The 24,806-nt window shown below is 67.5% G+C and carries 26 protein-coding genes and 1 tRNA gene; 13 read left to right on the forward strand and 14 right to left on the reverse strand.

The window, feature by feature from the left end; translation table 11 throughout:
* Positions 1-193 precede the first annotated feature (193 nt).
* Positions 194-1,255: a ribosome small subunit-dependent GTPase A gene (rsgA, locus tag ACTHQX_RS01915; protein ID WP_440155496.1), complete on the reverse strand. Its 1,062-nt coding sequence runs from the start codon at positions 1,253-1,255 to the stop codon at positions 194-196.
* A gap of 398 nt (positions 1,256-1,653) precedes the next feature.
* Positions 1,654-2,115 (reverse strand): NUDIX hydrolase, encoded by a 462-nt coding sequence (locus ACTHQX_RS01920; protein WP_440155420.1) that lies wholly within the window; start codon positions 2,113-2,115, stop codon positions 1,654-1,656.
* Between the two features lie 56 nt (positions 2,116-2,171).
* Here ACTHQX_RS01920 and ACTHQX_RS01925 point away from each other — a divergent pair, with 56 nt between their 5' ends.
* Positions 2,172-3,200, forward strand: a complete 1,029-nt coding sequence (locus tag ACTHQX_RS01925; RefSeq protein WP_440155422.1) for a pirin family protein — start codon at positions 2,172-2,174, stop codon at positions 3,198-3,200.
* Positions 3,201-3,238: 38 nt separating this feature from the next.
* Here ACTHQX_RS01925 and ACTHQX_RS01930 read toward each other — a convergent pair whose 3' ends face one another.
* A complete protein-coding gene (locus ACTHQX_RS01930) occupies positions 3,239-4,267 on the reverse strand; it encodes an N-acetylglucosamine kinase (protein ID WP_440155424.1) in 1,029 nt (342 codons plus the stop codon).
* Between the two features lie 36 nt (positions 4,268-4,303).
* Between ACTHQX_RS01930 and ACTHQX_RS01935 the strand changes: the two genes are divergently transcribed.
* Positions 4,304-5,335, forward strand: a complete 1,032-nt coding sequence (locus ACTHQX_RS01935) for a nitronate monooxygenase (RefSeq protein ID WP_440155425.1) — start codon at positions 4,304-4,306, stop codon at positions 5,333-5,335.
* A 79-nt stretch (positions 5,336-5,414) separates the two neighbouring features.
* Here ACTHQX_RS01935 and ACTHQX_RS01940 read toward each other — a convergent pair whose 3' ends face one another.
* Positions 5,415-6,401 (reverse strand): LysR substrate-binding domain-containing protein, encoded by a 987-nt coding sequence (locus tag ACTHQX_RS01940; protein WP_440155427.1) that lies wholly within the window; start codon positions 6,399-6,401, stop codon positions 5,415-5,417.
* 90 nt (positions 6,402-6,491) lie between these two features.
* Between ACTHQX_RS01940 and ACTHQX_RS01945 the strand changes: the two genes are divergently transcribed.
* Positions 6,492-7,763 (forward strand): MFS transporter, encoded by a 1,272-nt coding sequence (locus ACTHQX_RS01945; protein WP_440155429.1) that lies wholly within the window; start codon positions 6,492-6,494, stop codon positions 7,761-7,763.
* A gap of 118 nt (positions 7,764-7,881) precedes the next feature.
* Positions 7,882-8,391 carry an Lrp/AsnC family transcriptional regulator gene (locus ACTHQX_RS01950; protein ID WP_236804340.1) on the forward strand — a complete coding sequence of 170 codons (510 nt, stop codon included), beginning with the start codon at positions 7,882-7,884 and terminating at the stop codon, positions 8,389-8,391.
* 65 nt (positions 8,392-8,456) lie between these two features.
* Here ACTHQX_RS01950 and ACTHQX_RS01955 read toward each other — a convergent pair whose 3' ends face one another.
* The 3 genes from ACTHQX_RS01955 to ACTHQX_RS01965 all read right to left on the reverse strand — a co-directional run bounded on the left by ACTHQX_RS01955 (position 8,457) and on the right by ACTHQX_RS01965 (position 10,766).
* On the reverse strand, positions 8,457-8,693 hold the full coding sequence (locus tag ACTHQX_RS01955) for a 2-nitropropane dioxygenase (RefSeq protein ID WP_440155430.1): 237 nt from the start codon (positions 8,691-8,693) through the stop codon (positions 8,457-8,459).
* Positions 8,690-9,421, reverse strand: coding sequence for an ArsR/SmtB family transcription factor (locus tag ACTHQX_RS01960; RefSeq protein WP_440155431.1), 732 nt, complete (start codon positions 9,419-9,421; stop codon positions 8,690-8,692). Before ACTHQX_RS01960 ends, ACTHQX_RS01955 begins: the two co-directional genes overlap by 4 nt.
* Before the next feature lie 109 nt (positions 9,422-9,530).
* Entirely contained in the window at positions 9,531-10,766 is a 1,236-nt protein-coding gene (locus ACTHQX_RS01965) for an MFS transporter (RefSeq protein WP_440155432.1), read from the reverse strand.
* 156 nt (positions 10,767-10,922) lie between these two features.
* On the opposite strand from ACTHQX_RS01965, the gene ACTHQX_RS01970 reads away from it, so the two are divergent.
* From ACTHQX_RS01970 to ACTHQX_RS01995, 6 genes are all read left to right on the forward strand, one after another.
* Entirely contained in the window at positions 10,923-11,429 is a 507-nt protein-coding gene (locus tag ACTHQX_RS01970) for an Lrp/AsnC family transcriptional regulator (protein WP_236804347.1), read from the forward strand.
* A 9-nt stretch (positions 11,430-11,438) separates the two neighbouring features.
* The gene (locus ACTHQX_RS01975) at positions 11,439-11,864 is read left to right on the forward strand and encodes a DUF1761 domain-containing protein (protein WP_440155433.1); all 426 of its coding nucleotides are present in this window, start codon (positions 11,439-11,441) and stop codon (positions 11,862-11,864) included.
* 25 nt (positions 11,865-11,889) lie between these two features.
* Complete coding sequence (corA, locus tag ACTHQX_RS01980) at positions 11,890-12,885, forward strand: magnesium/cobalt transporter CorA (RefSeq protein WP_440155435.1); 996 nt, start codon at positions 11,890-11,892, stop codon at positions 12,883-12,885.
* A complete protein-coding gene (gene zapE, locus ACTHQX_RS01985; protein WP_236804352.1) occupies positions 12,885-13,391 on the forward strand; it encodes an AFG1/ZapE family ATPase in 507 nt (168 codons plus the stop codon). The genes corA and zapE overlap by 1 nt, the downstream gene beginning before the upstream one ends.
* Before the next feature lie 75 nt (positions 13,392-13,466).
* The gene (locus ACTHQX_RS01990) at positions 13,467-13,808 is read left to right on the forward strand and encodes a hypothetical protein (protein WP_236804354.1); all 342 of its coding nucleotides are present in this window, start codon (positions 13,467-13,469) and stop codon (positions 13,806-13,808) included.
* 274 nt (positions 13,809-14,082) lie between these two features.
* The gene (locus tag ACTHQX_RS01995) at positions 14,083-14,484 is read left to right on the forward strand and encodes a hypothetical protein (RefSeq protein WP_440155436.1); all 402 of its coding nucleotides are present in this window, start codon (positions 14,083-14,085) and stop codon (positions 14,482-14,484) included.
* A 73-nt stretch (positions 14,485-14,557) separates the two neighbouring features.
* Here ACTHQX_RS01995 and ACTHQX_RS02000 read toward each other — a convergent pair.
* The 5 genes from ACTHQX_RS02000 to galU form a co-directional block, all read right to left on the reverse strand.
* A tRNA-Ala gene (locus ACTHQX_RS02000) sits at positions 14,558-14,630 on the reverse strand.
* Positions 14,631-14,673: 43 nt separating this feature from the next.
* Complete coding sequence (locus ACTHQX_RS02005) at positions 14,674-15,474, reverse strand: SDR family oxidoreductase (RefSeq protein WP_440155437.1); 801 nt, start codon at positions 15,472-15,474, stop codon at positions 14,674-14,676.
* 33 nt (positions 15,475-15,507) lie between these two features.
* On the reverse strand, positions 15,508-16,497 hold the full coding sequence (locus ACTHQX_RS02010; RefSeq protein ID WP_440155438.1) for a hypothetical protein: 990 nt from the start codon (positions 16,495-16,497) through the stop codon (positions 15,508-15,510).
* 127 nt (positions 16,498-16,624) lie between these two features.
* Positions 16,625-17,245: a GNAT family N-acetyltransferase gene (locus ACTHQX_RS02015; RefSeq protein WP_236804363.1), complete on the reverse strand. Its 621-nt coding sequence runs from the start codon at positions 17,243-17,245 to the stop codon at positions 16,625-16,627.
* 6 nt (positions 17,246-17,251) lie between these two features.
* On the reverse strand, positions 17,252-18,157 hold the full coding sequence (gene galU / locus ACTHQX_RS02020) for a UTP--glucose-1-phosphate uridylyltransferase GalU (protein ID WP_440155439.1): 906 nt from the start codon (positions 18,155-18,157) through the stop codon (positions 17,252-17,254).
* 88 nt (positions 18,158-18,245) lie between these two features.
* Between galU and ACTHQX_RS02025 the strand changes: the two genes are divergently transcribed.
* The 3 genes from ACTHQX_RS02025 to cpaB all read left to right on the forward strand — a co-directional run bounded on the left by ACTHQX_RS02025 (position 18,246) and on the right by cpaB (position 20,244).
* Positions 18,246-18,857 (forward strand): 5-formyltetrahydrofolate cyclo-ligase, encoded by a 612-nt coding sequence (locus ACTHQX_RS02025; RefSeq protein WP_440155440.1) that lies wholly within the window; start codon positions 18,246-18,248, stop codon positions 18,855-18,857.
* Positions 18,858-19,004: 147 nt separating this feature from the next.
* Entirely contained in the window at positions 19,005-19,292 is a 288-nt protein-coding gene (locus ACTHQX_RS02030; RefSeq protein ID WP_440155441.1) for an FmdB family zinc ribbon protein, read from the forward strand.
* 352 nt (positions 19,293-19,644) lie between these two features.
* Entirely contained in the window at positions 19,645-20,244 is a 600-nt protein-coding gene (gene cpaB / locus ACTHQX_RS02035; RefSeq protein WP_440155443.1) for a Flp pilus assembly protein CpaB, read from the forward strand.
* A gap of 72 nt (positions 20,245-20,316) precedes the next feature.
* On the opposite strand, the gene ACTHQX_RS02040 is transcribed toward cpaB, so the two are convergent.
* Positions 20,317-20,580: a hypothetical protein gene (locus tag ACTHQX_RS02040; RefSeq protein ID WP_440155444.1), complete on the reverse strand. Its 264-nt coding sequence runs from the start codon at positions 20,578-20,580 to the stop codon at positions 20,317-20,319.
* The gene (locus ACTHQX_RS02045) at positions 20,577-24,752 is read right to left on the reverse strand and encodes an AAA family ATPase (protein WP_440155446.1); all 4,176 of its coding nucleotides are present in this window, start codon (positions 24,750-24,752) and stop codon (positions 20,577-20,579) included. The genes ACTHQX_RS02040 and ACTHQX_RS02045 overlap by 4 nt, the downstream gene beginning before the upstream one ends.
* Positions 24,753-24,806: the final 54 nt, after the last annotated feature.

Here is a 24,806-nt window from a genome sequence, read left to right on the forward strand (position 1 = left end):
GCTGTAAAGCGCACCTTTACCCAGCGTAACCAGCGCCCGAAGCAAAACCGCCGTAGGCACGGATACCGTAATCATTCGGAGACAAACACGATTGATTCGGTGCCCTCCCCCGCCCGGATGGGTGGAGGAGTTTTTGTCCAGGTAATGGGCGCTCCGTGCGCTTTTCGAGCCATTATCTGGACAAAAACTCCGCCTAGGAATGGCGGTAGCGTTCGGCGGCCCGCTGGCTCCGCCCGGCCACCACCACCTTCTGGTGCCACTCCCGCTGGTACGCCCTTCTCGCCGCTGCGTCGTGACGCCGTTCCAGGGCGGCGAGCTCGCGCTGGAGCTTGAGGTAGCTGGCCCACCGCCTCTCCTCGAGGGATCCGTCGTCGAGTGCCGCGCGGACGGCGCACCCGGGTTCCCGGTCGTGGGCGCAGTCGGAGAAGCGGCACTGCTCGAAGAGCACCTGCAGGTCGCCGAACATTTCCTCCATGCCGTCCTCGGCGTCGAACAGGCCGAAGCCGCGGACTCCGGGAGTGTCCATCAGCACGGCGCCATTGGGCAGCGGCACCAGCTCCCGCGACGTCGTGGTGTGCCGCCCCCTGCCGTCGGTGGCCCGCACATCCCCGGTTGACTGGACGTGGTGCCCCACGAGTGCGTTGATGAGGGTGGACTTCCCGGCGCCGGAGGGGCCAAGCACGGCGAGCGTCCACCCCGGCTGCACCCTGGCGAGCAGTTCGTCGATGCCGTCTCCCTGCTCTGCGGAGGTGGTCACCACGTCCACACCCGCGGCTTGCAGGACCACCTTCCCGACGACGTCGTCCGCGATGTCCGCCAGGTCCGCCTTCGTGATGATCACCAGCGGGGTGGCGCCGGAATCCCAGACGGCCACCAGGGTCCGTTCGAGCCTGTTGTGGCTCAGCGGACGGTCGACGGGAACCACCACGCCCACTATGTCGATGTTCGCGGCGAGGACCTGCGCCTCCGTGGACGGGTCGAAGGAACGTTTGCGGCTGAGCTCGGACGTGCGCGGAAGCACCCCGACGACGGCCAGTTCGGCAGCCCGGTTGCGGCCGAGCCAGACCCAGTCGCCGGTGGCCGGCACGGTACCGGGCGGATACGGCAGGTGCACCAGTCCGTCAGCCGTGGCTGCGACGATCCGGTTCCGGTCCACCCGGACGACGCGGGCCGCAGCCTCGGCCCCGCTGGCCGGATGGGCCGCGAAGTGCTGCGCCTTGGCCTCCGTGAAACCATACTGGCTGGGGCCGGACAGGGGCTCAGGATTGACGAGCTCAGTGTTGAGAAAAGGGTTTGGGTTATGCGTTTGGGTTTGAAGCTGGTTGGCACGAGTGCCGGAAGAATTTTTCACTGGAAACCTCGGGTTGGCCCCGAAATGCCGCCGGCCGGCAAGCAGTGCGCTGTGTGCAGTGTGCTGGGCGCGCTGGGCTGGCTACGAGAGGGCAGCAGCGGGTGCAGGAGTGATGAAGGTGTTGTCGAGAAGGCGCGGGGCGCGCACGAATTCTGCAATCATCAGGTCCACCTCCCCCGTACGAAGTTCATGCCGGAGTGGCTGCCGCCGGACAGAAGGTCCGGGGACTCCCCCAGAATAGCCAGCGCGGCGCCGGCTGGCTAGGGCAAACGGGCGGCGGCAGGCAAATCAGTCCAACAAGCTCAGTCCAGTGAATCCAGCTTGCCGTTGACCGGCCGCTCCGAGAACAGCCGAAGGGCGGCGTCAACCAGGGACACCCTGTTCAGCGAACCGACGTCTTGCAGCGGAATCCACGCGGCATGTGTGGTGGTGCCGTTCGTCTCGTGGGTGAGCTCCCCGCCCGTCACCCTCGCCTCATAGACCAGGCGGAGCGCCTGGAAGTCCCGGTCCGCTCCGTCCAGCCGCGAATCAGCCGGCCAGTGCCCGACGTCGATCCCGAGCATCTCACCGATTTCGGCGTGATAGCCCGTCTCCTCGAAGACCTCACGGATGCAGCCGTCCACGGGGTGCTCGGCCAGATCCAACCCGCCACCGGGCAGCGTCCAGCCTTCCTTGCCGTCCTGCTTCCAGTACGCCAGGAGGATGGCGCCGTCGCGGATGATGACCGCGTAGGCGGCAGGGCGGGTGTCGAAAAGAACGCTCATGGCTCCAGCGTAGCCCCGCGCTGTCCGCGTGCAGGCAGCCGTCCTAGAGTGGGACTGTGACGAATTTGGAGCTTCTCCCGCAGGAGGAAACCTGCCCGCCCGCCGGCCCGGACACAGGAACGGGAAGCGGGCCGTGCCTGCAGCTGTGGCCGGCACGCGAGGTGCCGCTGGGCGGGGTCCGCGCGATGTCGGTGCTCCGAACCCTGCCCCAGCGCGGCCTGCCGACGGTGGGTGCCTGGTGCTTCCTGGACAGTTTCGGCCCCGACCGGACGGCAATGTCCGTGCTGCCGCACCCGCATACCGGGCTGCAGACCGTGACGTGGCCGCTGGCCGGGCAGATCAGGCACCGGGACAGCGTGGGCAGCGACGTCATTGTCCGCCCCGGCGAGCTGAACATCATGACGGCGGGCCACGGCGTCTCGCACTCCGAGTTTGCCGTGCTGCCGGCAACGGCCGACGGCGGCACAGGGCTTCCGCTGCAGCGCGGGCTGCAGCTGTGGGTCGCATTGCCGGACGCGGAGCGGGACAGGCCCCCGGCCTTCGAGCAGCACCGCGAACTGCCCACGGTTCAGGGCCCGGGCTTCACCGCAACGGTGATGGTGGGAACCTTCGGCGGCGCTTCCTCGCCGGCCACGATGTACACGCCGATCGTCGGCGCCGACATCGGCTGCGGCGGTGCCGCCTCCGTCCCGCTGGACCCGGCGTTCGAGCACGCCGTCCTGGTGCTCGACGGCGGCCTGACGGTGGACGGGCAGGAGATCGGCCCGGGGCCGCTGGGCTACCTGGGAGCCGGGCGCGCAGTCCTGTCCGTGGACGCCCTGCCGGAGACCCGGTTCGTACTGATCGGCGGTGAGCCGCTCCAGGAGGAGCTGCTGATGTGGTGGAACTTCGTGGGCCGGTCCCATGAGGAGGTGGCCCGCGCGCGGGCTGACTGGGAGGCCCAGGCAGAGCTTTCCGACACGGCCGCGAAAGGTGCCCGCTTCGGGCTGGTCCGCGGCCACGGGCCGGATGCGGGCCGCGAGGCAGGCAGGATCCCCGCGCCGCCCTTGCCCGGAGTGAAGCTCAGGCCGCGGACCCGTTCCTAGGGCCCGGTGTCAGCGCCCGGTATCAGGGCTGGTCGCGGTCAGGGCTGGTTGCGGACCAGCAGCGGGACACCGAAAACGGGGTCCTGCTCGAGGATCCGCACGTCGCTGACTCCTGCTGCGGCCAGGTGCTTCCGGAACGACTCCTGCAGCCGGACTACGTTCATGCCCAGGCCGCTGCCCAGGATGACAGGCCCGTCCAGCCCGAGCTGCTGCAAAACCTGGGCGGCCATCTCCGCCAGGTCCTTGCCCGCCTGGTCGATCAGGTCGCGGCTGACGCTGTGGCCGGCGTCGGCCGCCTCCACCACCAGCCGGGCCTGCTGCGCCCAGAACCGGCGACCGGTCTCCGGGGAGTGGAACAGCGCGATCAGCTTGTTCGGGTCATCGGTGCGGCAGGAGTCCAGGAGCGCACGTGTCAGCTCGTCCGGTTCCTGCCCCTGGTTCATGCGCCGCAGGCTGTGCCGGACCGCCTCGCGGCCCAGCCAGTAACCGCTGCCTTCGTCGCCCAAGAGGTAGCCCCAGCCGCCGGCCCGCGCCTCGGCCCCGTCCCCGTTCGTGCCCCAGGCCGCCGAGCCGGTGCCCGCGATGACTGCGACGCCGGTGCTGGCGCCGCCGGCCGCGAGAAGGAGCCGGGAGTCGTGGACCACGGTAATCCGGGCCCCCGGGGCGTGCGGCTCGATGAGGGCGGCCAGGGCGGCGGCATCCTCATCGGTGTCGATCCCGCCGGCGCCGGCGTAGACCTGGGCCACCGGCCCCTGGCCGATTTTGGCGAAAAGCTCCGCAAGGTGTGCCGCGGCTTCCACACGGCTGACGTTCTGGACGTTGGCGCTTCCCACGCTCTCGTCAGCCACCGGTTCCCCGTGCTCGAAGCGGACTCCCCGCGTCTTGGTGCCGCCGATGTCGAGGCCGATCACGACGTTGGCGCCACCCATGCGGGAACCGGCGGCGCCGGCCGGGACTTCGCCGGCCGGGACTGTGCTGGGCGGAACAGCATTGGACGGGACTGCATTGGACGCGCCTGCGCTGGACGAAGCCGGGGCCGCACCGGATAGGTTGTCAGAGTTAGTCACCTGAACAGATTACTGATTAGCCCGAAGGAGCCGGCCATGCCCCACGCCGAGATTGATTCCCGCATCATTGCAGCGCCCATGGCAGGCGGGACGTCCACGCCGGGCTTCGTCCAGGCCGTCCACCACGCCGGAGGACTGGGCTTTCTCGCCGCGGGGTATAAGAGTGCGGATGCGGTCAGTGCGGAGATCCGCGCCTGCCGGGACGCCGGTGTCCGGTTCGGGGTCAACGTTTTTGTGCCGGACCATGCACAGCTGAACCCCTCGCCCGACGCCGTGGCAAGACTGGAGGATTACCGCAGCAGCCTTAGCCAGGACGCCAGCCGCTACGGCGTGGCCGTGCCGCCCCTGGTGCTTGACGACGACGACGCCTGGCAGGCGAAGATCGACCTCCTGCTGCGGGACCCGGTTGAACTGGTCAGCTTCGCCTTCGGTTTGCCCGGTTCCGACGTTGTCGAGGCGCTTCGGAAGGCGGGGTCGACGGTCATCGCCACGGTCACCAGCCATGCCGAGGCCGGGCTGGCAGCGGACCGCGGGGTCGACGCCCTCGTCGTCCAGCACAGCAGCGCGGGCGCCCACTCCGGCGCGTTCCTGGCTGCGACGCAAACTGGCGGCATGCCGCCGTCCACCGCTGACCTGATCCGGGAGGTGGCGGCCGCCGTCGACCTGCCGCTGATCGCCGCCGGCGCCGTGTCCGACGCCGCCGCTGTCAGATCGGTCATTGCCGCCGGGGCGGTGGCCGCGCAGGTGGGAACGGCGCTGCTGCGGACGGACGAAAGCGGTGCGCGGCAGTTGCACAAGGACGCCCTTGGCGATCTCCGTTTCACCGAGACAACACCCACCCGCGCGTTCACCGGCCGTTATGCCAGGGCGCTGGTCAATGACTTTGTCCGCGACCACGGGGACGCCCCCGAGGGCTACCCTGCCATCCACCATCTGACCGCTCCAATCCGCGCGGCGGCAGCCGCGGCAGGTGACCAGGATCGGCTGAACCTTTGGGCAGGCAAGGGCTGGCGCTCGGCCAGGACGGGACCGGTGGCCGAGGCCGTGGGCGCGCTCCTGGACGGTTAACGCCCGGCGCCCGGTTAGGCCTATGCACCCGGCTAGGCCCCGGCGCGGGTGCAGGCCCCCCGCACGAGGGAAAGGCCGGTCAGGCGCCTGAGCGGGCCCGGACCAGCCCCGCCAGAAGCCGCGGCCCCTCCTCCAGCACCAGTTCCCGGAAGAGCCGGACGGCGTCGGGTTCGCTCTCCCGTACGCTGCGGCGCTGCCTCCAGGCCAGGCCGATCTCGCGGTACGCCAGTTCCGATTCCAACGCAATTTCGACCCAGCCAAGGTCGCCGGTGTCCGCCGTGACGCCGAGGCCCGGCCCGCTGCCTCCTTCCGGAGGGAGGATGCTGACACCCAGCCCGGCGGACACCAGACCACGCGCGGTGTGTGAATCCTGGCTTTCGAAGGCGATCCGGGGCCTGAAGCCGGCCTCCCTGAACAGGGCCTCCGCCAGGGAGCGCAGCCCGTAGCCGGATCCGAGCGCAACGAACGGATCTTTCCGGATCTCGGCCATGGCCACGGACTTCCGGTCCGCCAGCGGGTGGCGGTGGTGCACCACGAGCCGCAGCGGTTCCCGGTACAGCGCGGCGGAGCCGATGGCCCTGCTGGCCGGCGCCACTGGCGCCGTCAGCGCGAGATCGGCGGCGCCGGAGGAGAGTTCCGCCAGGCAGCTGTCGCGGGAGCCCTGGCGGAGATCGAACTCCGTCTGCGGATAGCGGCTCCGGAATGCGCTGATGAGCAGGGGCAGCGTCGCCTCGCCGAACGTGTGTTGGAAGGTCACGGCCACGCGGCCACGGACCACCTCCGATTCGTGCCGGACGAGGTCCAGGCCGGCACGGAACTCGGCGAGCGCCGATTCCACATAGGGCAGCAGCGCCGTGGCGGCAGGTGTCAGCCGGACTCCCCTGCCGTCCCTGACCAGCAGTTCGGTCCCCACCACGGCGCTGGCGCGCGCCAGCGCACGGCTGACCGTCGACTGCGGAACGCCGAGCAGCTCGGCAGTTTCGGTGATGTGCTGCGTCCGCCCAAGCTCCGCCAGCAGCGGCAGAATCGGAAGCAGCTGCACCAGCTGCCTGTGCTCGATATCCACTGTTTCCCTCCGTCATTCAATCCGTTCCAGCATGAATTACTGACGAATCATGCATTGGATACTAGGTCAGCATAGATCTACGCTGAAGGCATGCCAACGCCCCACAAGCACGCCCCCGGAAACCTGGAGTGGAACGGGCACCGGAAGGGTTCACAGGCCTACGGCAGGATCCTGGCCGGCCTCGCGTTCGCCGGCGTGGCCACCTTCGCGCAGCTCTATTCCACCCAGGCCGTGCTCCCCGTGATGGCCGCCGAGCTTCGGGTTACAGCGGCCGAAGCCGCGCTCACCATTTCGCTGGCCACCGTCGGCCTCGCCGTCACCGTCATTCCCTGGTCGTTCCTCGCAGACCGGATCGGGAGGGTGAAGGCCATGACCTGGGGAATCTGCCTGGCCACGGCACTGGGCCTGTTGGTGCCCCTGGCCACGTCCTTCCCCGTCCTGCTCGGCCTCCGGATGCTGGAGGGCATGGCCCTGGGCGGCATTCCTGCCATCGCCATCGCCTACCTCAACGAGGAAATCGACCGGGCGCACGCCGCCGTGGCCGCGGGCAGCTACGTCGCGGGCACCACACTGGGCGGCCTGGCGGGACGGCTCGTCGCCGGACCGGCCGGGGAATTATGGGGATGGCGCGCCGCCGCGCTCTCGGTCTCCATCCTGGCTACCGTGGCCGCCGTGCTCTTCCTGGTCCTGATCCCCAAGGCCCGCGGCTTCAGCCCGGCCCGGGGCACAGGCCTCCGCGGTGCGGCCAGGACCCTGTCCGGCCATCTGGCCAACCCGAGGCTCCTGGCACTTTACGTGCAGGCCTTCCTGCTGATGGGCGGCTTCGTGGCCGTCTACAACTATCTCGGGTTCCGGCTCTCCGGCGAGCCGTTCAGCCTTCCCGCCACGCTCATCAGCCTCATCTTCCTGGCCTATCTGTCGGGCACTGCGACCTCGCGCTGGGCCGGCGCCCTGACGCAGCGCTTCGGCCGGCGCACGGTGCTGCTGGCCGGCATTGCGGTCATGGCGGCGGGACTGGCCCTCACCCTCACCCAGGTACTGGCGCTAATACTGGCCGGGCTCGTCATCTTCACCGGCGGGTTCTTTGCTGCGCACAGCATCGGCGCGGGCTGGACCGGAGCCATTGCCCAGACAGGCCGGGCACAGGCGGCATCACTGTACAACCTCGCGTACTACCTCGGCTCCAGCATCCTGGGCTGGGCAGGAGGACTGGTGTTCCAGTCCCTCGGCTGGCAGGCGCTGGCTACTGCCGTCATCATCCTGGGGTGCACGACGGCGGTGGTCACCGCCGTCGTGCACCCCGCCTCCGGGCGGCAGCGTCGGCAGCGGCGGCAGGACGAGGCGAGCCTGCAGCATCCGTGAATAATCCGCCGCCCGATAAGGCAGGACACCTGCAGATGTTCGGGAGCGCCGCCCGAAGTTGAATGTCTTGGCAACATTCGCGCCGCTAAGATGAACGGAGACCACTTCAGGAGGATCCGTGAGCAGCAACGCGAAGAATATTCGCCCGGCGGCGGGGCACGAACCCCTTGACGCCATCGACGAGCGGCTGCTGGCAGCCCTCGTGGACGACGCCCGGATATCCAACAAGCAACTGGCTGAACTGGTGGGCATTGCCCCCTCCACCGCCCTCATGCGCACCCGCGCTCTCTCGGACCGGGGCATCATCCAGGGGTTTGAGGCGAAACTGAGCCTTTCCGCGATTGGCCGATCGGTGCAGGCCCTCATCGCCGTCCGGCTCCGCGCCCACGACCGGGAGCAGATCGACCGGTTCACCTCCCGCGTCCCCAAGCTACCTGCCGTGCTGTCGACCTTCCACACGTCGGGCTCTGTCGACTACCTGCTGCACATCGCCGTCGCCACCACCGAGGACCTGCGGGACTGGGTTCTGGACAACCTCGCCACGGACCCTGTGGTGGGCCACACCGAAACCACGCTGGTGTTCGAGCACATGCCAGGCAACCAGGGGCCACTGCCGGATCAGGACTGAGCCCGCACCGGGACTGAACAGGCACCGGGACTGAACAGGCACCGGGACAGCGCGTCCGAGGCTACCTAGCGGCGCGAAAGCAGCAGGCCTGAGTGGGCTGCGCCGAGTATGTCGCCGCGGAGAAGGTTCAGTTCATCCCGGCGCCGCACGGCATCCCGCTGCAACCGGACGGTTTCCTCCGGAACTACCCTGCGCCGCTCCGCCCATTCCACCAGGCCGGCGCCGATACGCACGGCCACGGCTTCCAGCACGGAGGCACGGCGGTAACCGGGGACGGACTGGTTGACCGATAGAGCACTCATTGCTCTTTCCTTTCGGGGCTCACTGACTGATCTGTGCTAATGGATTGCGCCTGGGCTGTATTGTGCTCCGGGGGCTGCGCTTTACGCTGGCCGCGGCTGCCGGCGGACGCCGGGACACCCAGGATGGGGAAAGCGTTAAAGTGGATCTGGACCGGCCGGGCGCCTTCCTGCTCGCCTTCACCCCGGACCTCCTCCAGGAGGCGGTAGGAGTAGGCGTCCATGGCCCGTGTATAGGCGGCCAGCTGCTCTTCGTTCATTCGCACGTTGGCGGTGCTGACGATGGCCGCTTCCAGCCACCCGCGGTCCAGGGTGTCCGCCCCGTGCGCCATGAAATCGGCCAGCACGGCCTGCCGGCGGTGTTCGAACTCCCGGTTGACCAGCCGCGACGCTTCTTGGGTGGCGGGGGAACCTGCAAGCTCAGGTGATGAGACCTCAATGGCGCCGCGGGGCCGCTCCCACCACCGCTCACGTGCCGTGCCTTTTCCTTCCACTTCCCGAACGAAGTCGTGCTTGGCTAGCTGGCGCAGGTGATAGCTCGTCGAACCGCTGGACTCCCCGAGCAGCTCGCCGAGGCTGCACGCCGTCTGTGCGCCGTACCGGGACAGCATTTCCAGGATCTGGACGCGCAACGGATGCGCAAGGGCCTTGAGGGAGGACGGGTCCATTTTGCGGACGGGGTACGGCAACGCCTGCTCGTCGGCGGTTTCGGTGTTCGGCTTACTGGCCATACGGCAAGGCTACTCTTGCAAAGATTTCTTTGCAACGGTTATTTTGCAATCAATACTTTGCAAGTGTTTCTTTACAGTCGCGTGTCCAACGGCGGCGCCTCCCCCGCTGCTACCCGCGGACGCTGCGACGCCAGGTGATGGCGGCCAGCAGCCCCGCCCCACAGGCGCAGGCAGTCACGAATGCGGCGACGGCCGCGTCGAGGCCGTACGCTGCCGCCGCGAGCCCCAGCGCCACCACCGGCACGGCACTTCCGAGGTAAGTAATCACATAAACGGTGCTGACGATCTGTGCATGCCGGGACGCCTCCACCTTGCCCGCCACGTCGTTGAAGACGGTCCGGAAGGCGACGCCCTGCCCGGCGCCTGCGGCCAGGCTCGCCGCAACCAGCAGCCACGGGTTGCCGGCGGCAGCCGCCGCAGCGAGGAGCGCCACGGCGCCGCCCAGCACCGCCAGCCCCGCCGGCACTGCGAACCTGCTGCGGACGGCGACCAGTTGGCTCAGGGCGGAAGCGCCCAGGGTGAGCCCGGCCAGCAGGCCGATCAGTGGCCGCGAGTCGGTGCCGAGAATTTTCGCGAAGTAACTCGGCGCGAGAGACAGGCAGAAGCCGAAAACGGCAAAGCTGAGGAAGCCGACGGCGGCCGCCAGCCAGAATGCACCACGGGCCTCCCGGGACACCGTCGGCCGACGCGGCGCCAAGGCCTTCAGCGGGCGGGGGCCGGCAGCAGGTTTGATGGCGGGACGGGCACGCAGCAGGTACAGCGGGATCAGTAGGGCGGCCAGGACGAGCGAATGGATAAGGTACGGCGTGGTGGTGGCGCCGGGCAGGAGGGAAAGGATCCCGCCGATCGCGGGGCCGGCCGCCACTCCCCCCGCCGAGGCCAGCAGCGTGAAACGAGAAGCCCACTCCGGGCGCTCCGGCAGCAGCTCGCGCAGGGCTGCCGAGCTCGCCCCCGTGGCCAGTGCGACGGCTACGCCCTGCAGCGCCCGGCCGCCGCACAGCCCGGCGAGACTGTCCGCGTTCGCAAAGAGCAGGCCACCCGCGAGACCCGTAAGCACGGCAAGCAGGAGTGCCGCCCGGCGCCCGATGTGGTCGGACCAGTGTCCCGCGAGCATTAGCGTTGCCACCAGCGCCAGGACATAAGCGGAGAACGCGACGGTGATGCCAAGGGAACTGATGCCGAGCCGCACCTGCAGCAGCGGGTACAGCGGGGTCGCCAGGTTTGCTCCCACCAGGAGCGTGAAAATGACGACGCCGGCCATGGCCAGCCGTGAGGTGGTGGACGCATCCCAGCCCAAGCGGGTAGCTGTGGCCGGACGCATTCGAAGTTCACTAAAGACGGTCATGCCCGTGCCCTTGCCTGTGTGCCCGGCGAACCTGCCCGTTGTGGGGGCTGCTCGCACGGATGGAATCCTGGTACCTCAAGAATGCGGCAGGAGTGCGTACCCGGTACGTGATTCTGTGCGAATATTGAGCAAAACCATCAATCTTTGGCCGGATTCATGAACCGGAGTGACGTTTTGAACACCTTGGACCCTACGGATCTGAAGATCCTGCTCGAGCTGATCCGCGACCCACGCGTCCAGATCGGCGAGCTGAGCGAAAAACTCGGCATTGCGAGGAACACCGCCCAGTCACGCGTGCGCCGGATGCTGCGCTCCGGCATCCTGCACGACGGCGGCCGTGAGATCGACCTTGAGGCGGTGGGATACGACGTCGTCGCCTTCGTGACGATTGAAGTGACCCACCGGGAGCTCGACGGCGTGATCGCCGCGTTGCGGCTGATACCCCAGGTCCTGGAAGTGCACGAGATTTCCGGCCGGGGCGACGTCTGGTGCCGGGTGGTGGCCACGGACACGCAGAATCTCCAGGCCGCGCTCCGCTCGATCCTGCGCATTAAGGGTGTGATCCGCACCGAAACCGTGCTGGCCCTCCACACGCACATCCCGTACCGGACCGAGCCGCTGATCAGCCGCCTCGTGCAGTCTGCCGGGGCTCAGTCGGAATAGGATTCGAGGATGGATTGGCTCTCTTACTTCTTTCAGGTCAACTGGCTTGCGGTGCTTCTTGCCTTCACCGCGAGCATGGCCATCGGCTTCATCTGGTATCTGCCCGCCGTGCTAGGCAACCGGTGGATGGAGGCCGTGCGCAAGACGGAAGAGGACCTTAGGAACTCGGAGGGCGGCGCCGCGGTCTGGGTTCCCATGATGGCGGCCGCAGCCCTGACAGCAATCCTCCTCGCAGTGCTGATCAGCAAGCTTGGCCTCGACACCGCACTGGCCGGCGGATGGTTCGCTTTTGTGCTGGCCGTGGTATTCCGGGTGGGAGGCCACGTAATCCACAACGGTTTCGCCGGACGCCCTGTTGCAGTAACGCTCATCGACTCCGGCCATGATGTCCTCGCTGTGACCGCAGCGGGAGTGATCATCGGCGCGATGTCCTGACCCAACAGACGGAGACCTGCAGACTGTGACCATCATTGACAACGCCGTCTACGTCGACGGTGTCCGCACAGCGGAGCCCGAAAACCTGGAGCAGACTTTTGAGACGCTGGACAGCCATGGCGGGATGGCCTGGATAGGCCTGTACCGTCCCTCCAAAGCCGAGATGGCCGCCGTCGCCGAGGAGTTTGGGCTGCACGACCTGGCCGTCGAGGACGCCATCTCGGCCCACCAGCGGCCGAAGCTGGAGCGCTACGGTGACAACCTCTTCACTGTTCTGCGGCCGGCCCGGTACCGCGACGACACCGAAACCGTGGAATTCGGCGAGCTCCATATTTTCGTTGGCAGGAACTTCGTGGTGACCGTCCGGCATGCGGAGATGTCCGGCGTCGGACAGGTACGCCGCCGCCTGGAGTCCAGGCCGGATCTCCTCCGCCACGGACCGCCGGCAGTACTGTACGGGCTGCTGGACCAGGTGGTGGACGATTACGCTCCCGTGGTGGCCGGGCTGGAGAACGACATCGACGAAATCGAGGACCAGCTCTTCTCCGGTGACTCCGCGGTGTCCCGCCGCATCTATGAACTCGCCCGCGAGGTCATCCAGTTCCAGCGGGCCATCCATCCGCTGCCGGCAATCATGCAGCAGCTCAACGAGGGTTTCGATGACTTCGCTGCCGACGCGGAGCTGCAGCACAACCTTCGGGACGTCGAGGACCACGTGGAGCGGGTGATTTCGCGGGCCGACTCCTTCCGTGACCTCCTGCAGAACGCGCTGACCCTGGACGGCACGCTCACCGCCAACCGGCAGAACGAGGCCAGCGCGCAGCAGAACGAGCAGGTAAAGAAGATCTCGTCCTGGGCGGCCATCTTCTTCGCCCCGTCCTTTGTGGCCGGCGTGTACGGCATGAACTTTGACCATATGCCGGAGCTGCACTGGGCCTACGGCTATCCCATGGCCATGCTGCTGATGGCCGCCACCGCCGCGCTGATGTATGTCATCTTCAAGCGGAAGGGCTGGCTCTAGTGGCAGGTTTCGACCAGGGCCTGGTCATCACGCCCGGCACGGAACGGCAGCTGGGCACCTACGGGCTGTTCAGGCCCTCAGCTTCCCAGCGGGACGTCCTGGCACTGCCCACCGGTCCTCTGCCCGTCAAGGGCGCCGACCCGGACATCCTGTGGGCCAGCTTCGCCGAGCTGTGCAGCGGGGGTCGGGCGGCGGCGGACTATGTCTTGCTGGCGGGAACGTTCCCCGCGTGGGTGGTGGACGGCATCCCTTCACCTTCAGCGGAATCAGCGGCCGGCCCGGCCGACTGGCAGCGGTTCCTTGTTTTGCTGGACGTCCTCCACGAGCGGGACATCACGCCGTTCCTCATCGCCCCTGCCCCGCTTGGCGATCCCTTTGGCGCGCCGGAGGACAGCGTTCCCGTGGACCTGGCCGCCGTCCTGTCACGGATAGACGAGCGGCTCTCCGCGCTTCGCCGGATCGAGTCGGACGAACAGTTGGCGGATGAGCAGTCCCGCGGCTGCTAGCAACAGCCGTAACCCGTCCGTCCTGACCCGGTTGCGTCTGCTTACAATCGATTGACATCAACTACTGAGGGAAACATGAAGAAACTCACCACCGCCCTGCTTGCTGCCGGGTTCGTCCTCTCCGCTTCCGCCTGCGCCGCACCGCAGCTCACCACCGCACAGACGTGCGACCGGATCCGGACGGTTGTCTCGAACCCCGCGAACTCCGTCGGCAAGACCGGCATGACCCGCCTGGCCAACCAGATCCGTCCCATCGAGGCAGTGTCCTCGGACGAGCTGCGGCCCGCCCTGCAGGCCATCCTGGAATACACGGACGAGTCCGCTAAGGAAACCCCGGACGAAGCAAAGCTCACCGAGCTGAAGACCGGCTACGAGCAGGCCGGCAGCACCTACAGCAGGTTCTGCGGCGGCCAGTAGCCCGCATCTCATACTCATCTGGCGGCCACGGACAGGACACTCCTCCTGCACGTGGCCGCTTTTCGCGTCGCCAAGACAACCCCGGCCCCTGCGCTGCTTGAGGCGGCCAAGGGCCCTGGAGCTTGCTGCCTGCGAAACCGGATGCCGCTCCTGAATTGGTACTGGCCAACTCTTGATCCGAACCTGCGACGACGGTGGCAGGTTCTTGAGCTGCGTCCGGGACCATTTCATTGAGAATCACAGGACGGCGTGGACAAATGGATGAGGTGGCTGCATGGCGGAGGACCCGGACGCGGGCCAGGACCTTCCGGTCCTGGATGACGCGGCGTTGCAGGACCTCAGCGACGAAGCCGGCGAGGATGCGGCGCAGAAGTTTATGGAGGAGTATCTGGTGATGCTTCCCGTGCGGGCAGCCAGGATTTTCAAGGGCCTTACCCGCGGTGATACCGAGACGAGTTTGGAGGCGATCATCAGCCTCAGGGTCAGCTCCGGGATGGCCGGCGCGCGGCGCCTTGAATCCTATTGCGGCAGTCTCGAGAGCGCACTGAAGCACGGCCATAGCCCTGACATGACAGCAGTGAAGGCCGTGCTGTTCGCGAACATCCGGCAGGTGGTCCGTGAAGCGTCGCGGCGCGGACACCTCCCGCCCAGAGCACATGGTCCTTCCGGCCCATGAGCTGCCGCCTCGGATTCCTTCGGTGGCCTCAGGGAAAACAAAACACCCCGGTCCGAAGACCGGGGTGTAACTGTGGAGCTAAGGGGATTCGAACCCCTGACCTCTTCGATGCGAACGAAGCGCTCTACCAACTGAGCTATAACCCCGTGGCGCCGTTTTCCTGAGAAATTCAACGCCGGTTTCCCTAGGCTACAAATTTTCCTGCCGGTTTGCCAACCAGGCTTCAAATGTCGCGTGTCCGTAACGCTGTTCGGGCGCCAGGTTCTTTCCTTCCCGCAGAAACTTGCCTGTCGATCCGGGCAGCGGCAGTTCGGTCACGAGGCCCCTGGCTCCGGTTATCCGCTTCCAGGCACCGGCCAGCCAGTCCATGCCCAGCACCTCCGGGCCTCCGACCGTCTGCACCGAGTGGGAAGCACCTGACGGCTGGCCCAGTGCCGCTTCCAGCAGCGCCGACGCCACATCGGTCGGCGAGATCGTCTGGAACCGGGCACCTTTGATCACCGGCACCAGGCCAACGCGGGAACCCGCACCGAAAATCCCCGCCACCAGGCTGTGGAACTGCGTTGCCCGCACAGTGTGGGTTTCGAGCGGCGACCTCGCGTACACACGTTCCTTGTCCGCCTTGGACCGGTAATACGCGAGAGTGCTCTGATCGCAGTTGACGATGGAAAGCTGCACGGCCCGAGCCACGCCAGCCGCCGCGGCTTCGCCCAGCAGCAGGGCGCCGCCGGCAGCATGGTGCCTGAGTGCCTTGCCGGTCCGGGCTTCGAGGCAATCGACGACGACGTCGGCACCCGCCAGCGCTTTCGGCAACCCTTCTCCAGTGGTGACGTCCGCACGGAAGTAGGCGGCGCCGTCGTAATACTCCCGGGCACCCGAGAGCGGCGGGTTCCGGGTCAAAACGGCGACGGCGTGACCCTGGCTAAGTGCCTGGCGCACCACTTCACGGCCGGCCTCGCCCGTGCCGCCGGCAACGCAGATGCGGACCATTACTGTGACGCCTGGTGCTGCACGGACGCCGGGCTATGCGCGCCGGCGCTGCAGGACGTCATCAAGGTTGCTCAGCGCGCTCTGGGCCTTGGTCAGCGGCTTGGCTGGCACGGCATTCGGGGAGGCCACAGGAGGTGCGGCGGCCGGACCCTGCTTGAGTGAAGGCTTGCCCATGGACTTCGGAGCCTCGGGCAGCGCCAGCGGCTCGGGTGCCGGACGCTCCGCTTTGGGCGCTTCGACGTAGGTCGGCTTGGGAACTTCCACCGGCTCCCAGCTGGATTCAAGCGGAGCTGTTGGGCCCTGCACCGGGGCTGCGGCGCTTTCATCGCCGGCCGCAAGGGCAACTGCCAGTGCAGCCTCGCGAAGCTCGATTGCCGTCAGGGGCTTGGGCTTCGGCGCTTCCGCCTCGGCATCGAAGAGTGCGCTTTCGCGGGGCTTCTCGGGCTCCGAAGCGGGTGCCGCTTCCGAAAGGCGCTCGGCGGCCGGCGCCTGGTCCTGCGTCCGGTCGGAGGGCGAGCCCATGGCTGCCCTGAAGGCGGCGCTGACTTTCCTGCGCCGGTCGCGCACGGCAAGCCGCCGCAAGACCACGACGGCGGCAATACCGGTCAGGAACGCCGCAACCGGACCCCAGGGATTGCCGATCCCGAAGAGACGCAAGAGACCGGCAATGATCGCCGTCAGGAAGGACAGCAGCCCAACGAACGCGATTGCCGTCCGCCCGTACCGGATCCGGAAAGCGCCGGCCCCCAAGGCGGCAGGCCTGCTGCCGGATGGAGCCGGGGTAAGGCCTGTTGCGGGTTCGCTGCTCTTCCTGGTGTCCATGCGTTTCTCCTGCTGGGCGGCCATATACACAACCGTCCCGGCTTGCGGGTTTGCAGTTTCGGCGTCGACGCTCTCCAGCGTCAGGTCACCGGCAGTCTGGAACTGATGCCGGCCGTTGCGGAGCACGTAAGGGGCGACCCAAACGATCCAGAGCGCAACAGCAGCCACAAGGATGACTGAGCTGCTAAGGGGGAAGTCCACACACAAAACCGTATGAGGAATGATGGGGCTCTTGTGGCATTCGTCTCGGTGTGTCGCGGCCGAGCTTCAAATCAATGGACTTATGCGCGGAATCCGGTTTTGACCAGCGGCTCTGCCGGTCTGCGGGTCAGGCGGGCCTGACCCGTAGCCAGCGGCTGAGGAGTCCTTCGGGAACTTCCTCTGACGTCAGTGCGAACGAGCGGTGGTCGGCCCATTCCCCGTTGATGTGCAGGTAACGCGGGCGGTAGCCCTCGTCCCTGAAGCCGAGCTTTTCCACGACGCGCAGGCTTGGGCCGTTTTCCGGACGGATGTTGATTTCCATCCGGTGCAGGCCAAGGGTCCGGAAACAATGGTCGGTTGCCATCGCCACCGCTGTCGGGGCGATCCCGTGTCCGGCCCGGCCCTGGTCCACCCAGTAGCCGAGGGTCGCCATCAGGGCGGATCCCCACACAATGGAGGAGACAGTCAGCTGCCCGACGATGACCGGGTCACGGAACCCGGGTGTCCACTCCGCGATCACAAACGGCAGCGCCGTGGCCTGGGCCGCCTGGGTGTTCAGGGACCTGACCATCTGCCGGTAATCGGGTAGAGCCCCGCCCGCGATCGGATTGGAGGCCTCCCATGGCGCCAGCCAGTCGCTGTTGCGCGAACGGACCTCCGTCCATTCCTTCCGGTCACGGTACCTGATGGGCCGCAGGACAATATCCCCGCACTCCAGCGTGACCGGCCAGATGTGGCTGACCCTCATGAAAGGTTACTCGGACAAACGGGCGGCAACCTGCGGAAGCCACTCACGCAGACCAGGTCCGAGGTCTTCGCTGTCGATGGCGAGCTCCACGCAGGCCTTGAGGTAGCTGAGCTTGTCCCCGGTGTCGTAACGTCGGCCACGGAAGACTACGCCGTACACGCCGCCGCCTTCACCGTCCCTGCTGGCCAGTTCCTGCAGGGCGTCCGTCAGCTGGATTTCGCCGCCGCGGCCGGGTTCGGTCTTTTCCAGCACATCGAAGACGTCGGGGTGGAGCACGTAGCGGCCGATGACGGCCAGGTTGGAGGGCGCGTCGGCGACGTCCGGCTTCTCCACCAGCTTGTTGATCTTGACGAAGCCTTCGCCTTCAATATCGGAGATGTCCGCACACCCATAGGCGCTGATCTGGGACGGCTCCACCTCGATGAGGGCCACGACCGAACCGCCGGTCTTCGCCTGCACGTCGATCATGATGCTGAGGAGATCATCGCGGGCATCGATGAGGTCGTCACCGAGGAGAACGGCAAACGGCTCATGGCCCACATGCTGGCGTGCACGCAACACCGCGTGGCCAAGGCCCTTGGGGTCACCCTGGCGGACGTAGTGGATGTCGCCCAGGTTGCTCGCGGCCTGGATCGACTCCAGCTTGGCGGTGTCGCCCTTGGCCTCCAGCGTCGCTTCCAGGGTCGGAACGCGGTCGAAGTGGTCCTCGAGCGCGCGCTTGTTGCGGCCGGTGATCATCAGGACGTCGCTCAGGCCGACCTTGACGGCCTCCTCGACGACGTACTGAATGGCCGGCTTGTCAACCACCGGCAGCATCTCCTTGGGCATGGCCTTGGTGGCCGGCAGGAACCTGGTGCCGAGCCCAGCAGCGGGGATTACGGCCTTGCGGACTGAACAATTAGTGGAAGTCACTGGTCTAATCTATCCGAGGGAACATTCATACGGTAAATGCTTCCGGCAGCGGCCCGGCCGCCTGCCGCTGCGACAAAGGAAGACACCCATGCCAACAGGGACCATGCCTTCGAAGGACGTTATCCGCTCACGGCACCGGCAACTCCGGGCCACGATGACGGCGGCGGATTTATCCAGCGCCGGCGACGGCATCGCATCCCATGGCCTGCCATGGGCCGAGGCTATCGCCGCGGGCAACCCGGCCACGTTCACCGCCTACCTCGGCGTCGACTTCGAACCGCCAACCCTGCCGCTGCTGCACGCCCTGCATGAGGCCGGGCACAGTATCCTGCTCCCGGTCTGCGAGCCTGACCGCGAGCTCAGCTGGGTCTTCTGGACCCCGGACAGCGAGTTCGTGCGCAGCCGGTATGCGCCTATCCAGGAGCCGGCCGGTGAGCGCCACGGCCTGGACACGGTGCGGAGCGCGGCCGGGATGTTCATGCCCGCGACGGCCGTGGACCGCAGCGGCAACAGGATCGGGCAGGGCGGCGGCTACTATGACAAGTTCCTGGCTGCAGCGAACGCCGGCGGCCTGCACCTTCCCAAGGCCGCTATCATCTACGACTCCGAGCTCCTGCCCGCACAGACCATCCCCGCTGAAGACTTTGACCGCCCCGTCGAGGCAGTGCTCACGCCATCGGGGCTGATAGCCTTCGCGTGACCTCGCGGGGACGGGGTGATAGAATTGGCACTCAGGCCCTGCGACTGCTAATGGAGCCATTTCCACCGCGGTGATCCGTCAAGGAGAATCCGGCAAATGAAACCAGGCAGCACGGGACCTGTCGTTTGTCCAAGAGGAGGATCTACAGTGCCCACGTATGCCTATGCCTGCAAAGATTGCAGCCATGCCTTCGACATCGTGCAGTCTTTCACCGACAGCACTCTGACGTCCTGCCCCGAATGCCAGGGCACGCTTCGCAAGAAGTTCAACAGCGTCGGCGTGGTCTTCAAGGGCTCCGGCTTCTACCGGACTGATTCGCGCGATTCCAAGGGAAGCACCGTCTCACCCTCCCCCGCTGCGTCAGCACCGGCCGCTCCGGCCGCCACCTCCCCGTCGGCATCGTCCGCTGCCCCGGCAGCTGCAGCCGCAAGCTAGGCGAGTTCCCGCGGCACGTGCCGCCTTCAAGCTACAGGAGTCCGGCCGGGTGTACCCGGCCGGACTCCTTTGCTTTTGCGCGGGTTCCGGGCCCCAAGTGGCTGTTCGCGATTGCAGGGCAATCCGTTGAGCGTTACGGGGCGGCTTATCCACATACCGCTCCTGGTGCCTGTCGACGGCCAACCGGGGCCCGTAGCGTGGCGGCATGCCAGCTACCGGAATTTTCCCCGCAAGGGCATCCCGCCCGGCCGTACGTCCTGGGCGCCGCAACGCACTGCCCGGTTCCGCCGCCCGCCCGCGTCCGCGCGGCCGGCGCCTTGCGGGATGGCTGAACAGAAACCGGCGCCTTGCCGTGGCATTGCTCCTCTGTGCGGCTGCGGGCATCGCAGTTCACCAGTTGACTCCTGCCCCTGCCCGGACCGTAAGCGTCCTGGCAGCCGCCCGCGACCTTCCGGCCGGGGCAACCCTGAACGGCAGTGATGTCACGATTGTCAGCGTTCCGCCGGCCATGATACCGGACGGGACTTTCGCTGACGGCTCCACCGTGGACGGCAAGCAGCTGGCAGCCCCGCTCCGCGAGGGACAGCTCCTCACCGATGGGCAGTTGGTGGGTCCAGGCCTGCTGACAGGAGCGCCGCCCGGGTCCGCGGCGGTGCCGCTGCGGATGGCAGACCCGTCATCCATCCAGCTGGTTTCCCCCGGACAACTCGTGAACGTGGTCCTGACAAGCGGCAACGGCTATGAGCAGGCCTCAGCCTCGAAGGTACTCGCCAAGTCCGTGCCGGTCCTGTGGACCTCCGGTCAGGAAGGCCAAAGCGGCCAGTGGCTTGCTGCCGGGGATTCGGACGGGCTGCTGGTCGTGGCCGCCACCCCCGCCCAGGCCGGCGCCCTGGCGGGCGCGTCAACCCAGGGAAAGCTGTTTTTCGTTCTCGTGGGATCCGGCGCCCGGTGAATCAGCCCGTGCTCGTCCTCGGCCCCCGGCGCTTGGGCTCCGCACAAATCCGCGGCGTGTTTGCCCGGTTGCTCAGCCCCAGTGCGGGGGCTTCTGCTCTTTCAGCCACGCGTCGTGGTCGTTGCCGGATTCTGCATCGCCCCAGGTGCGCGGATCGTCCTCGGCAGCCCTCTTGGGCACGACGCCTGTCCCCTGCTGCGCGCCGGTTTTGGCACGGCGCGCCTTTGGGGGCTTCTCCCCCGCGGCGGCCTGCTCGTCTTTGGGCTCGTCTCTGGGCTCGGTTCCGTCCTTGCGCTCAGCCCCGTCTTTGCGTTCGGCCCCGCCGTCAGATGTCACAGCGGGCCCTCCTTCCGTTCCGTGGCTGCTCCGTCCCGGCCAGCCTCAGAACCGAAGCCTACTCCGGCGCCCGCGGCCTCGGAACCGGAAGTGTCGTGATCCGCCTGGTCAACGTCCGTCTGATCGGTGCCGGCCTGATCCACCTCAATCCGATCAATGTATGTCAGCTCCCGGTCGGCCCGATCGGTGCGGGCCTGATCGGCGCCCGACGACACCGCATCGTGCTGATCGGCGTCCAGTTGATCCACATCCGACGCGTCCGCCTCGTCCCGGCTCAGCTCTTCGCCGAAACGGTCATCCAGGTTCTCGTACGCGGTCTCCTGTCCCGGCTCAGGCTCAAGGTCGCCCACAGCGAGGGTACTGACGTCCTCATCCAGGAAGAATCCCGGTGCGCCAACCGAGCGCACCGAAGGCGACGGCTTCTCCAACCCGAGGTACCCGCCGATCCTGTCGGCGCACGCCGAGGGATCGGTGAAAACCTCGATGGTCCACAGCGGCATGTACCGCCAGCCGAGCCGCTCCAGCAACTGGGGCCGCAGCCGGCTGCGTTCCCGGACTGTCATCTGCCGGTACTGCTCGGTGCCGTCCGATTCGATGGCTACCGGCCGCGGAATGTCGGCGTCGTCCTGGCCCATGGTGCTGAGCGGATCCGCCGCGGCCACCACATCGATGGCGCCGTCGTACTGGTGCCATACGCGGGCACCGCGGGCCCGCAGCCGGTCGCCGAGATCAGCAACCAGCGGATCGGCGCCCAGCGCCTGTTCACTTGCCGCTGCCCGGGACGCAGGAGTCCCCAGATCGGTGTTGCCGGAGATCTCACGGTCCAGAAGTTCGAAGAGGTCGACGGCGCCGTGGGCCAGCCGCGTCCGGTCAAGGTCCTCCGGCTTGAAGCACGTCAGGACGTGCAGCGACTGCCGGGCCCGGGTCATGGCCAGGGCAAACTTGGCCCGGCCGCCCTCGGCGGACAGCGGACCGAAGCTGTGCAGAGCACGGCCGTGGGGCGTCCGCCCGTAGCCCGGCGAGAAGATCACACGGTCGCGGACCAGCCCCTGGGCGCGTTCCAGGTCCACCACCCTGAAGGATTCTTCACCTGCCGTGAAGAACCCGGACAGGGATGGATGGTTGGGCAGCTGCAGCCGGATGGACTCGCCGATGCGTGCCGCGTGCCGGAGGCTGGCGGTCACAACGGCCAGCGAGGTCCGGGGCCGGAGCCGCGCGTGTTCGAACACGAGTTCAACTACCCGGTTGACTTCGGCCACCACCGACTCGACGCCCTCATGGTCCGCGCTGGGCAAGCCGGTGCCGTCGGGCAGGTACTCCACCGTCAGCGCCCGGTCCAGCCCGGTGGCCGACTGGCCCTCCGGCAGCCGGCGGAGGCCGCCGTCGTAGAAGTTCTTGCTCAGCTGCAGCACCAGGTCCTCGTCCACCGCGCGGTAGACGGAGCGGAGCGGCGCCGTCGGCAGCACCGCCGACAGTGCGGTGAACGCGCTTTCGACACTCTGGTGCGACTGTTCGCCGGCGGCAAGACGCTCCACCGCGACCGTGAAGGTGCGCGGGCTGGCGATCCTGTCGTCGCCGAAGGCGATCACCTGCCGGGCGCGGGCGACGGCCGGAAGCACCGCCTGCAGCGACGTCGCCTCGGCGTCCAGGATCACCACGGCATCAAACTTCTGCTCGGCCGGGAGGAGTCCTGTCATGAGGTAAGGGCTGACCGACCAGACGGGCACCAGCATGGGAACCAGCCCGGGGGCTTGCGCCGTCAACGCAGCCAGCGTGACGCGCCCGTCTTTGAGCAGGCTCCGGAGCAGGTCGGCCTGCCGGGCATGCTCCTCGATCCCCGCGCGCCACCGCTCGGCCAGCTTCCACCGGAGCCGCCCGGCGCCGCTGGCGATGTGTGCGTTATCCGCGAGCCGGTACTCGGCCTCAAGCTGGCGCAGCGCATCGCCGTCGGACATGGCGAGGTAGTCGTCTCCGCTGATCATCGCTTCGAGCGCAGACTGCCACCAGGCCAGGTCAAGTTCGGCCGCGACCGAGCCGGCCCCGACCTCGCGCTCGGAGAGGTCCGCCAGCAGCTCCCCCAGCCCGTGTTCGCGCATGTTCTCGATGAGCAGTGTGCGCTCGGGCAAGGTCTGCAGCGTCTGTGTGTCCGCGACCAGCCGTTCCAGCCGCTCCATGAGCTCCGGGTACGGAATGTTTTCCAGCGAACCGCCGGCGGCCGTGTGGCGCAGGGCGTCGCCCAGCATCTTCATCTCGCGGGTCAGTCCGCGGTGCATGATGCTGATCTCGGCCAGGCCGGACGGCACCGCCGGATGCCGCTGCGTGGTGGCATACCCGGCCCACTGGGAACGCTGTTCCTGGACCAGCACCAACGAACTGTGCAGGTCGGCGATGTGCACTCCCGGCCGGACGTACTCCTTGGCCACCCGTCGCAGGCGCGACCGCTGCATCGAGGCCATGTCGATGCCACGCTCCCTGCGCCAGGACGAGGAGGCCGTGGCGGAAATCAGGTCGGTCACGGGCCGGTCAAAGATGTCGGGGGTGAACTTGTCCAGGCTTTCCCGGACGGCCACCAGGAGTTTGAGCTGGGAGCCCCATTCTGCGAAGGTGGTGCCCAGGCGGATTTCGGCGTGGCTGGCCACATCCTTCATCCGTTCCTGGAGCAGCGGCAGCTTTTTCGCCACCGCACGCGTCAGCTCCTGCGCTTCCTCGGTTTCCTTGCGCGTCACCAGCCTCGCACCGTGCCAGGGGCTGGTGGTCGACGCCCTGCTGAACGCACCGAGTTCGGCGGCGCGCTTCAGCCGTCCGGCGAGCTCCTCGCGGTCCCGGATGCTGTCCAGGACGCTGCGCTTCAGGCGGACGGTGGTGGCCGGGGCGGGCTGGATGGAGGTGAGTTCCGCGAGCGACTGCATCGCCTGGTAGGGCGAGCAGCCCCACCGCTGCCGGACGTTGTGCAGCGACGCGACGTGGTCCAGCAGGGCATGGCGGTGCTCGGTGAGAGTCTTGTGCAGGCCGCCGAGCTGCGGCTCCTGGGCCTTCTCGTTGCGCACGATGGCGCGCACCAACTGGCCCTTGAGCTGCTGCGGTGTTGCGTTTCCGGACAACTGGAAAAGGATGGAGTCCAGTCCCAGGCCCTCGAGGCGCCCGGCCACCTCATTGAGGCTGGCTCGTCTGTCCCCCACCACCAGGACGGTCTTGCCTTCGTCCACGAGCGCACCGATCGTGTTGATGGCCGTCTGGGTCTGGCCGGTGCCGGGCGGGCTGCTTACCACCAGTGAGTCCCCTGCACGGACGGCGTCAATCACATACTGCTGGTCGGCGTCGGCGTCGAGGAGCAGCAGCTCTTCCGCCGGGTCCCGCTCGTCCACGCTGGGGAAGCGCCCGGGCTGGAGCGCGGGCACGTCGACGATCTCACCCGACGCTGTCTTGGCCAGCGAGGCCACCAGCTCGTTCTGACCGTTGATCCACGGATCGTCGAGGTTCCCGGAAAGGTCCGCGAAGGTGGAGACGAGCAGGTTGTGCTCCACGTCGGCGCCGTGGATCGGCTTGACCAGGGTACTGATCCGGTCCAGCACGGGCAGGGGGTCGAACCGCGCGGTGCTGTACGCCATCCGGGTCACCGCGTTGACGTCGAACACGATCCCGTGGATGGTTTTCAGGTGGCGGATCAGGGCCGGGTTGATCTGCGCCTGTTCCGTGAGCTGCAGTTCATAGTCGTCTTCGCCGGGGCGGATGGTGAGCGACATGGCGGTCAGCATCACCGGTGCCGAGACACGCTGCGGTTTGCCGCCGACGGCTGAGGTCCACACCACGGTGCCGGCCGAGAAGTACCCGGCCTCGATGCCGCGGTCATTGGCCAGTTCGAAGATCTTGGAGCGCAGGTTCCGGCAGGCCCGCGCAGCCACGACGTACTGCTGCTGGTCACGGATCAGGGTGGAAAGCCTTGTGCGGCGCCCGGCCATGAGCTGCGCCAGGCCCGAAGGATGCGCGTGCGTGAGGTCGATGGAACCCTCGGGCGTCTTGGTGAAGCGCAGCATGGTGTCTGCCCCCGTAACGGGCTTGAGCCCGGACAGCCACTTCCTGAGCTCCTCCGAACCCTCGGAGTCGACCTGACCTACTGACACTGCTGCCTTCTTTTCTGTGCTTGCGCGTGACGCCTTGGACCATACGGGCATAGTTTCGAGCGTAGCCGGAAACCGCCGCGGTTGAGAGACCGCAACACTGGGACG

The organism is Arthrobacter sp. SAFR-023 (genome assembly GCF_051965295.1).
GTDB lineage: Bacteria > Actinomycetota > Actinomycetes > Actinomycetales > Micrococcaceae > Arthrobacter.

Bases quoted from the DNA above. Each gene is read 5' to 3' on its own strand.
- ACTHQX_RS01920 (WP_440155420.1), bottom strand. From the start codon at position 2,115: ATGAGCGTTCTTTTCGACACCCGCCCTGCCGCCTACGCGGTCATCATC.
- ACTHQX_RS01935 (WP_440155425.1), top strand. From the start codon at position 4,304: ATGCCCCACGCCGAGATTGATTCCCGCATCATTGCAGCGCCCATGGCA.
- ACTHQX_RS01945 (WP_440155429.1), top strand. From the start codon at position 6,492: ATGCCAACGCCCCACAAGCACGCCCCCGGAAACCTGGAGTGGAACGGG.
- ACTHQX_RS01955 (WP_440155430.1), bottom strand. From the start codon at position 8,693: ATGAGTGCTCTATCGGTCAACCAGTCCGTCCCCGGTTACCGCCGTGCC.
- ACTHQX_RS01960 (WP_440155431.1), bottom strand. From the start codon at position 9,421: ATGGCCAGTAAGCCGAACACCGAAACCGCCGACGAGCAGGCGTTGCCG.
- ACTHQX_RS01965 (WP_440155432.1), bottom strand. From the start codon at position 10,766: ATGACCGTCTTTAGTGAACTTCGAATGCGTCCGGCCACAGCTACCCGC.
- ACTHQX_RS01970 (WP_236804347.1), top strand. From the start codon at position 10,923: ATGAACCGGAGTGACGTTTTGAACACCTTGGACCCTACGGATCTGAAG.
- ACTHQX_RS01975 (WP_440155433.1), top strand. From the start codon at position 11,439: ATGGATTGGCTCTCTTACTTCTTTCAGGTCAACTGGCTTGCGGTGCTT.
- ACTHQX_RS01990 (WP_236804354.1), top strand. From the start codon at position 13,467: ATGAAGAAACTCACCACCGCCCTGCTTGCTGCCGGGTTCGTCCTCTCC.
- ACTHQX_RS01995 (WP_440155436.1), top strand. From the start codon at position 14,083: ATGGCGGAGGACCCGGACGCGGGCCAGGACCTTCCGGTCCTGGATGAC.
- ACTHQX_RS02005 (WP_440155437.1), bottom strand. From the start codon at position 15,474: ATGGTCCGCATCTGCGTTGCCGGCGGCACGGGCGAGGCCGGCCGTGAA.
- ACTHQX_RS02015 (WP_236804363.1), bottom strand. From the start codon at position 17,245: ATGAGGGTCAGCCACATCTGGCCGGTCACGCTGGAGTGCGGGGATATT.
- ACTHQX_RS02025 (WP_440155440.1), top strand. From the start codon at position 18,246: ATGCCAACAGGGACCATGCCTTCGAAGGACGTTATCCGCTCACGGCAC.
- ACTHQX_RS02045 (WP_440155446.1), bottom strand. From the start codon at position 24,752: ATGCCCGTATGGTCCAAGGCGTCACGCGCAAGCACAGAAAAGAAGGCA.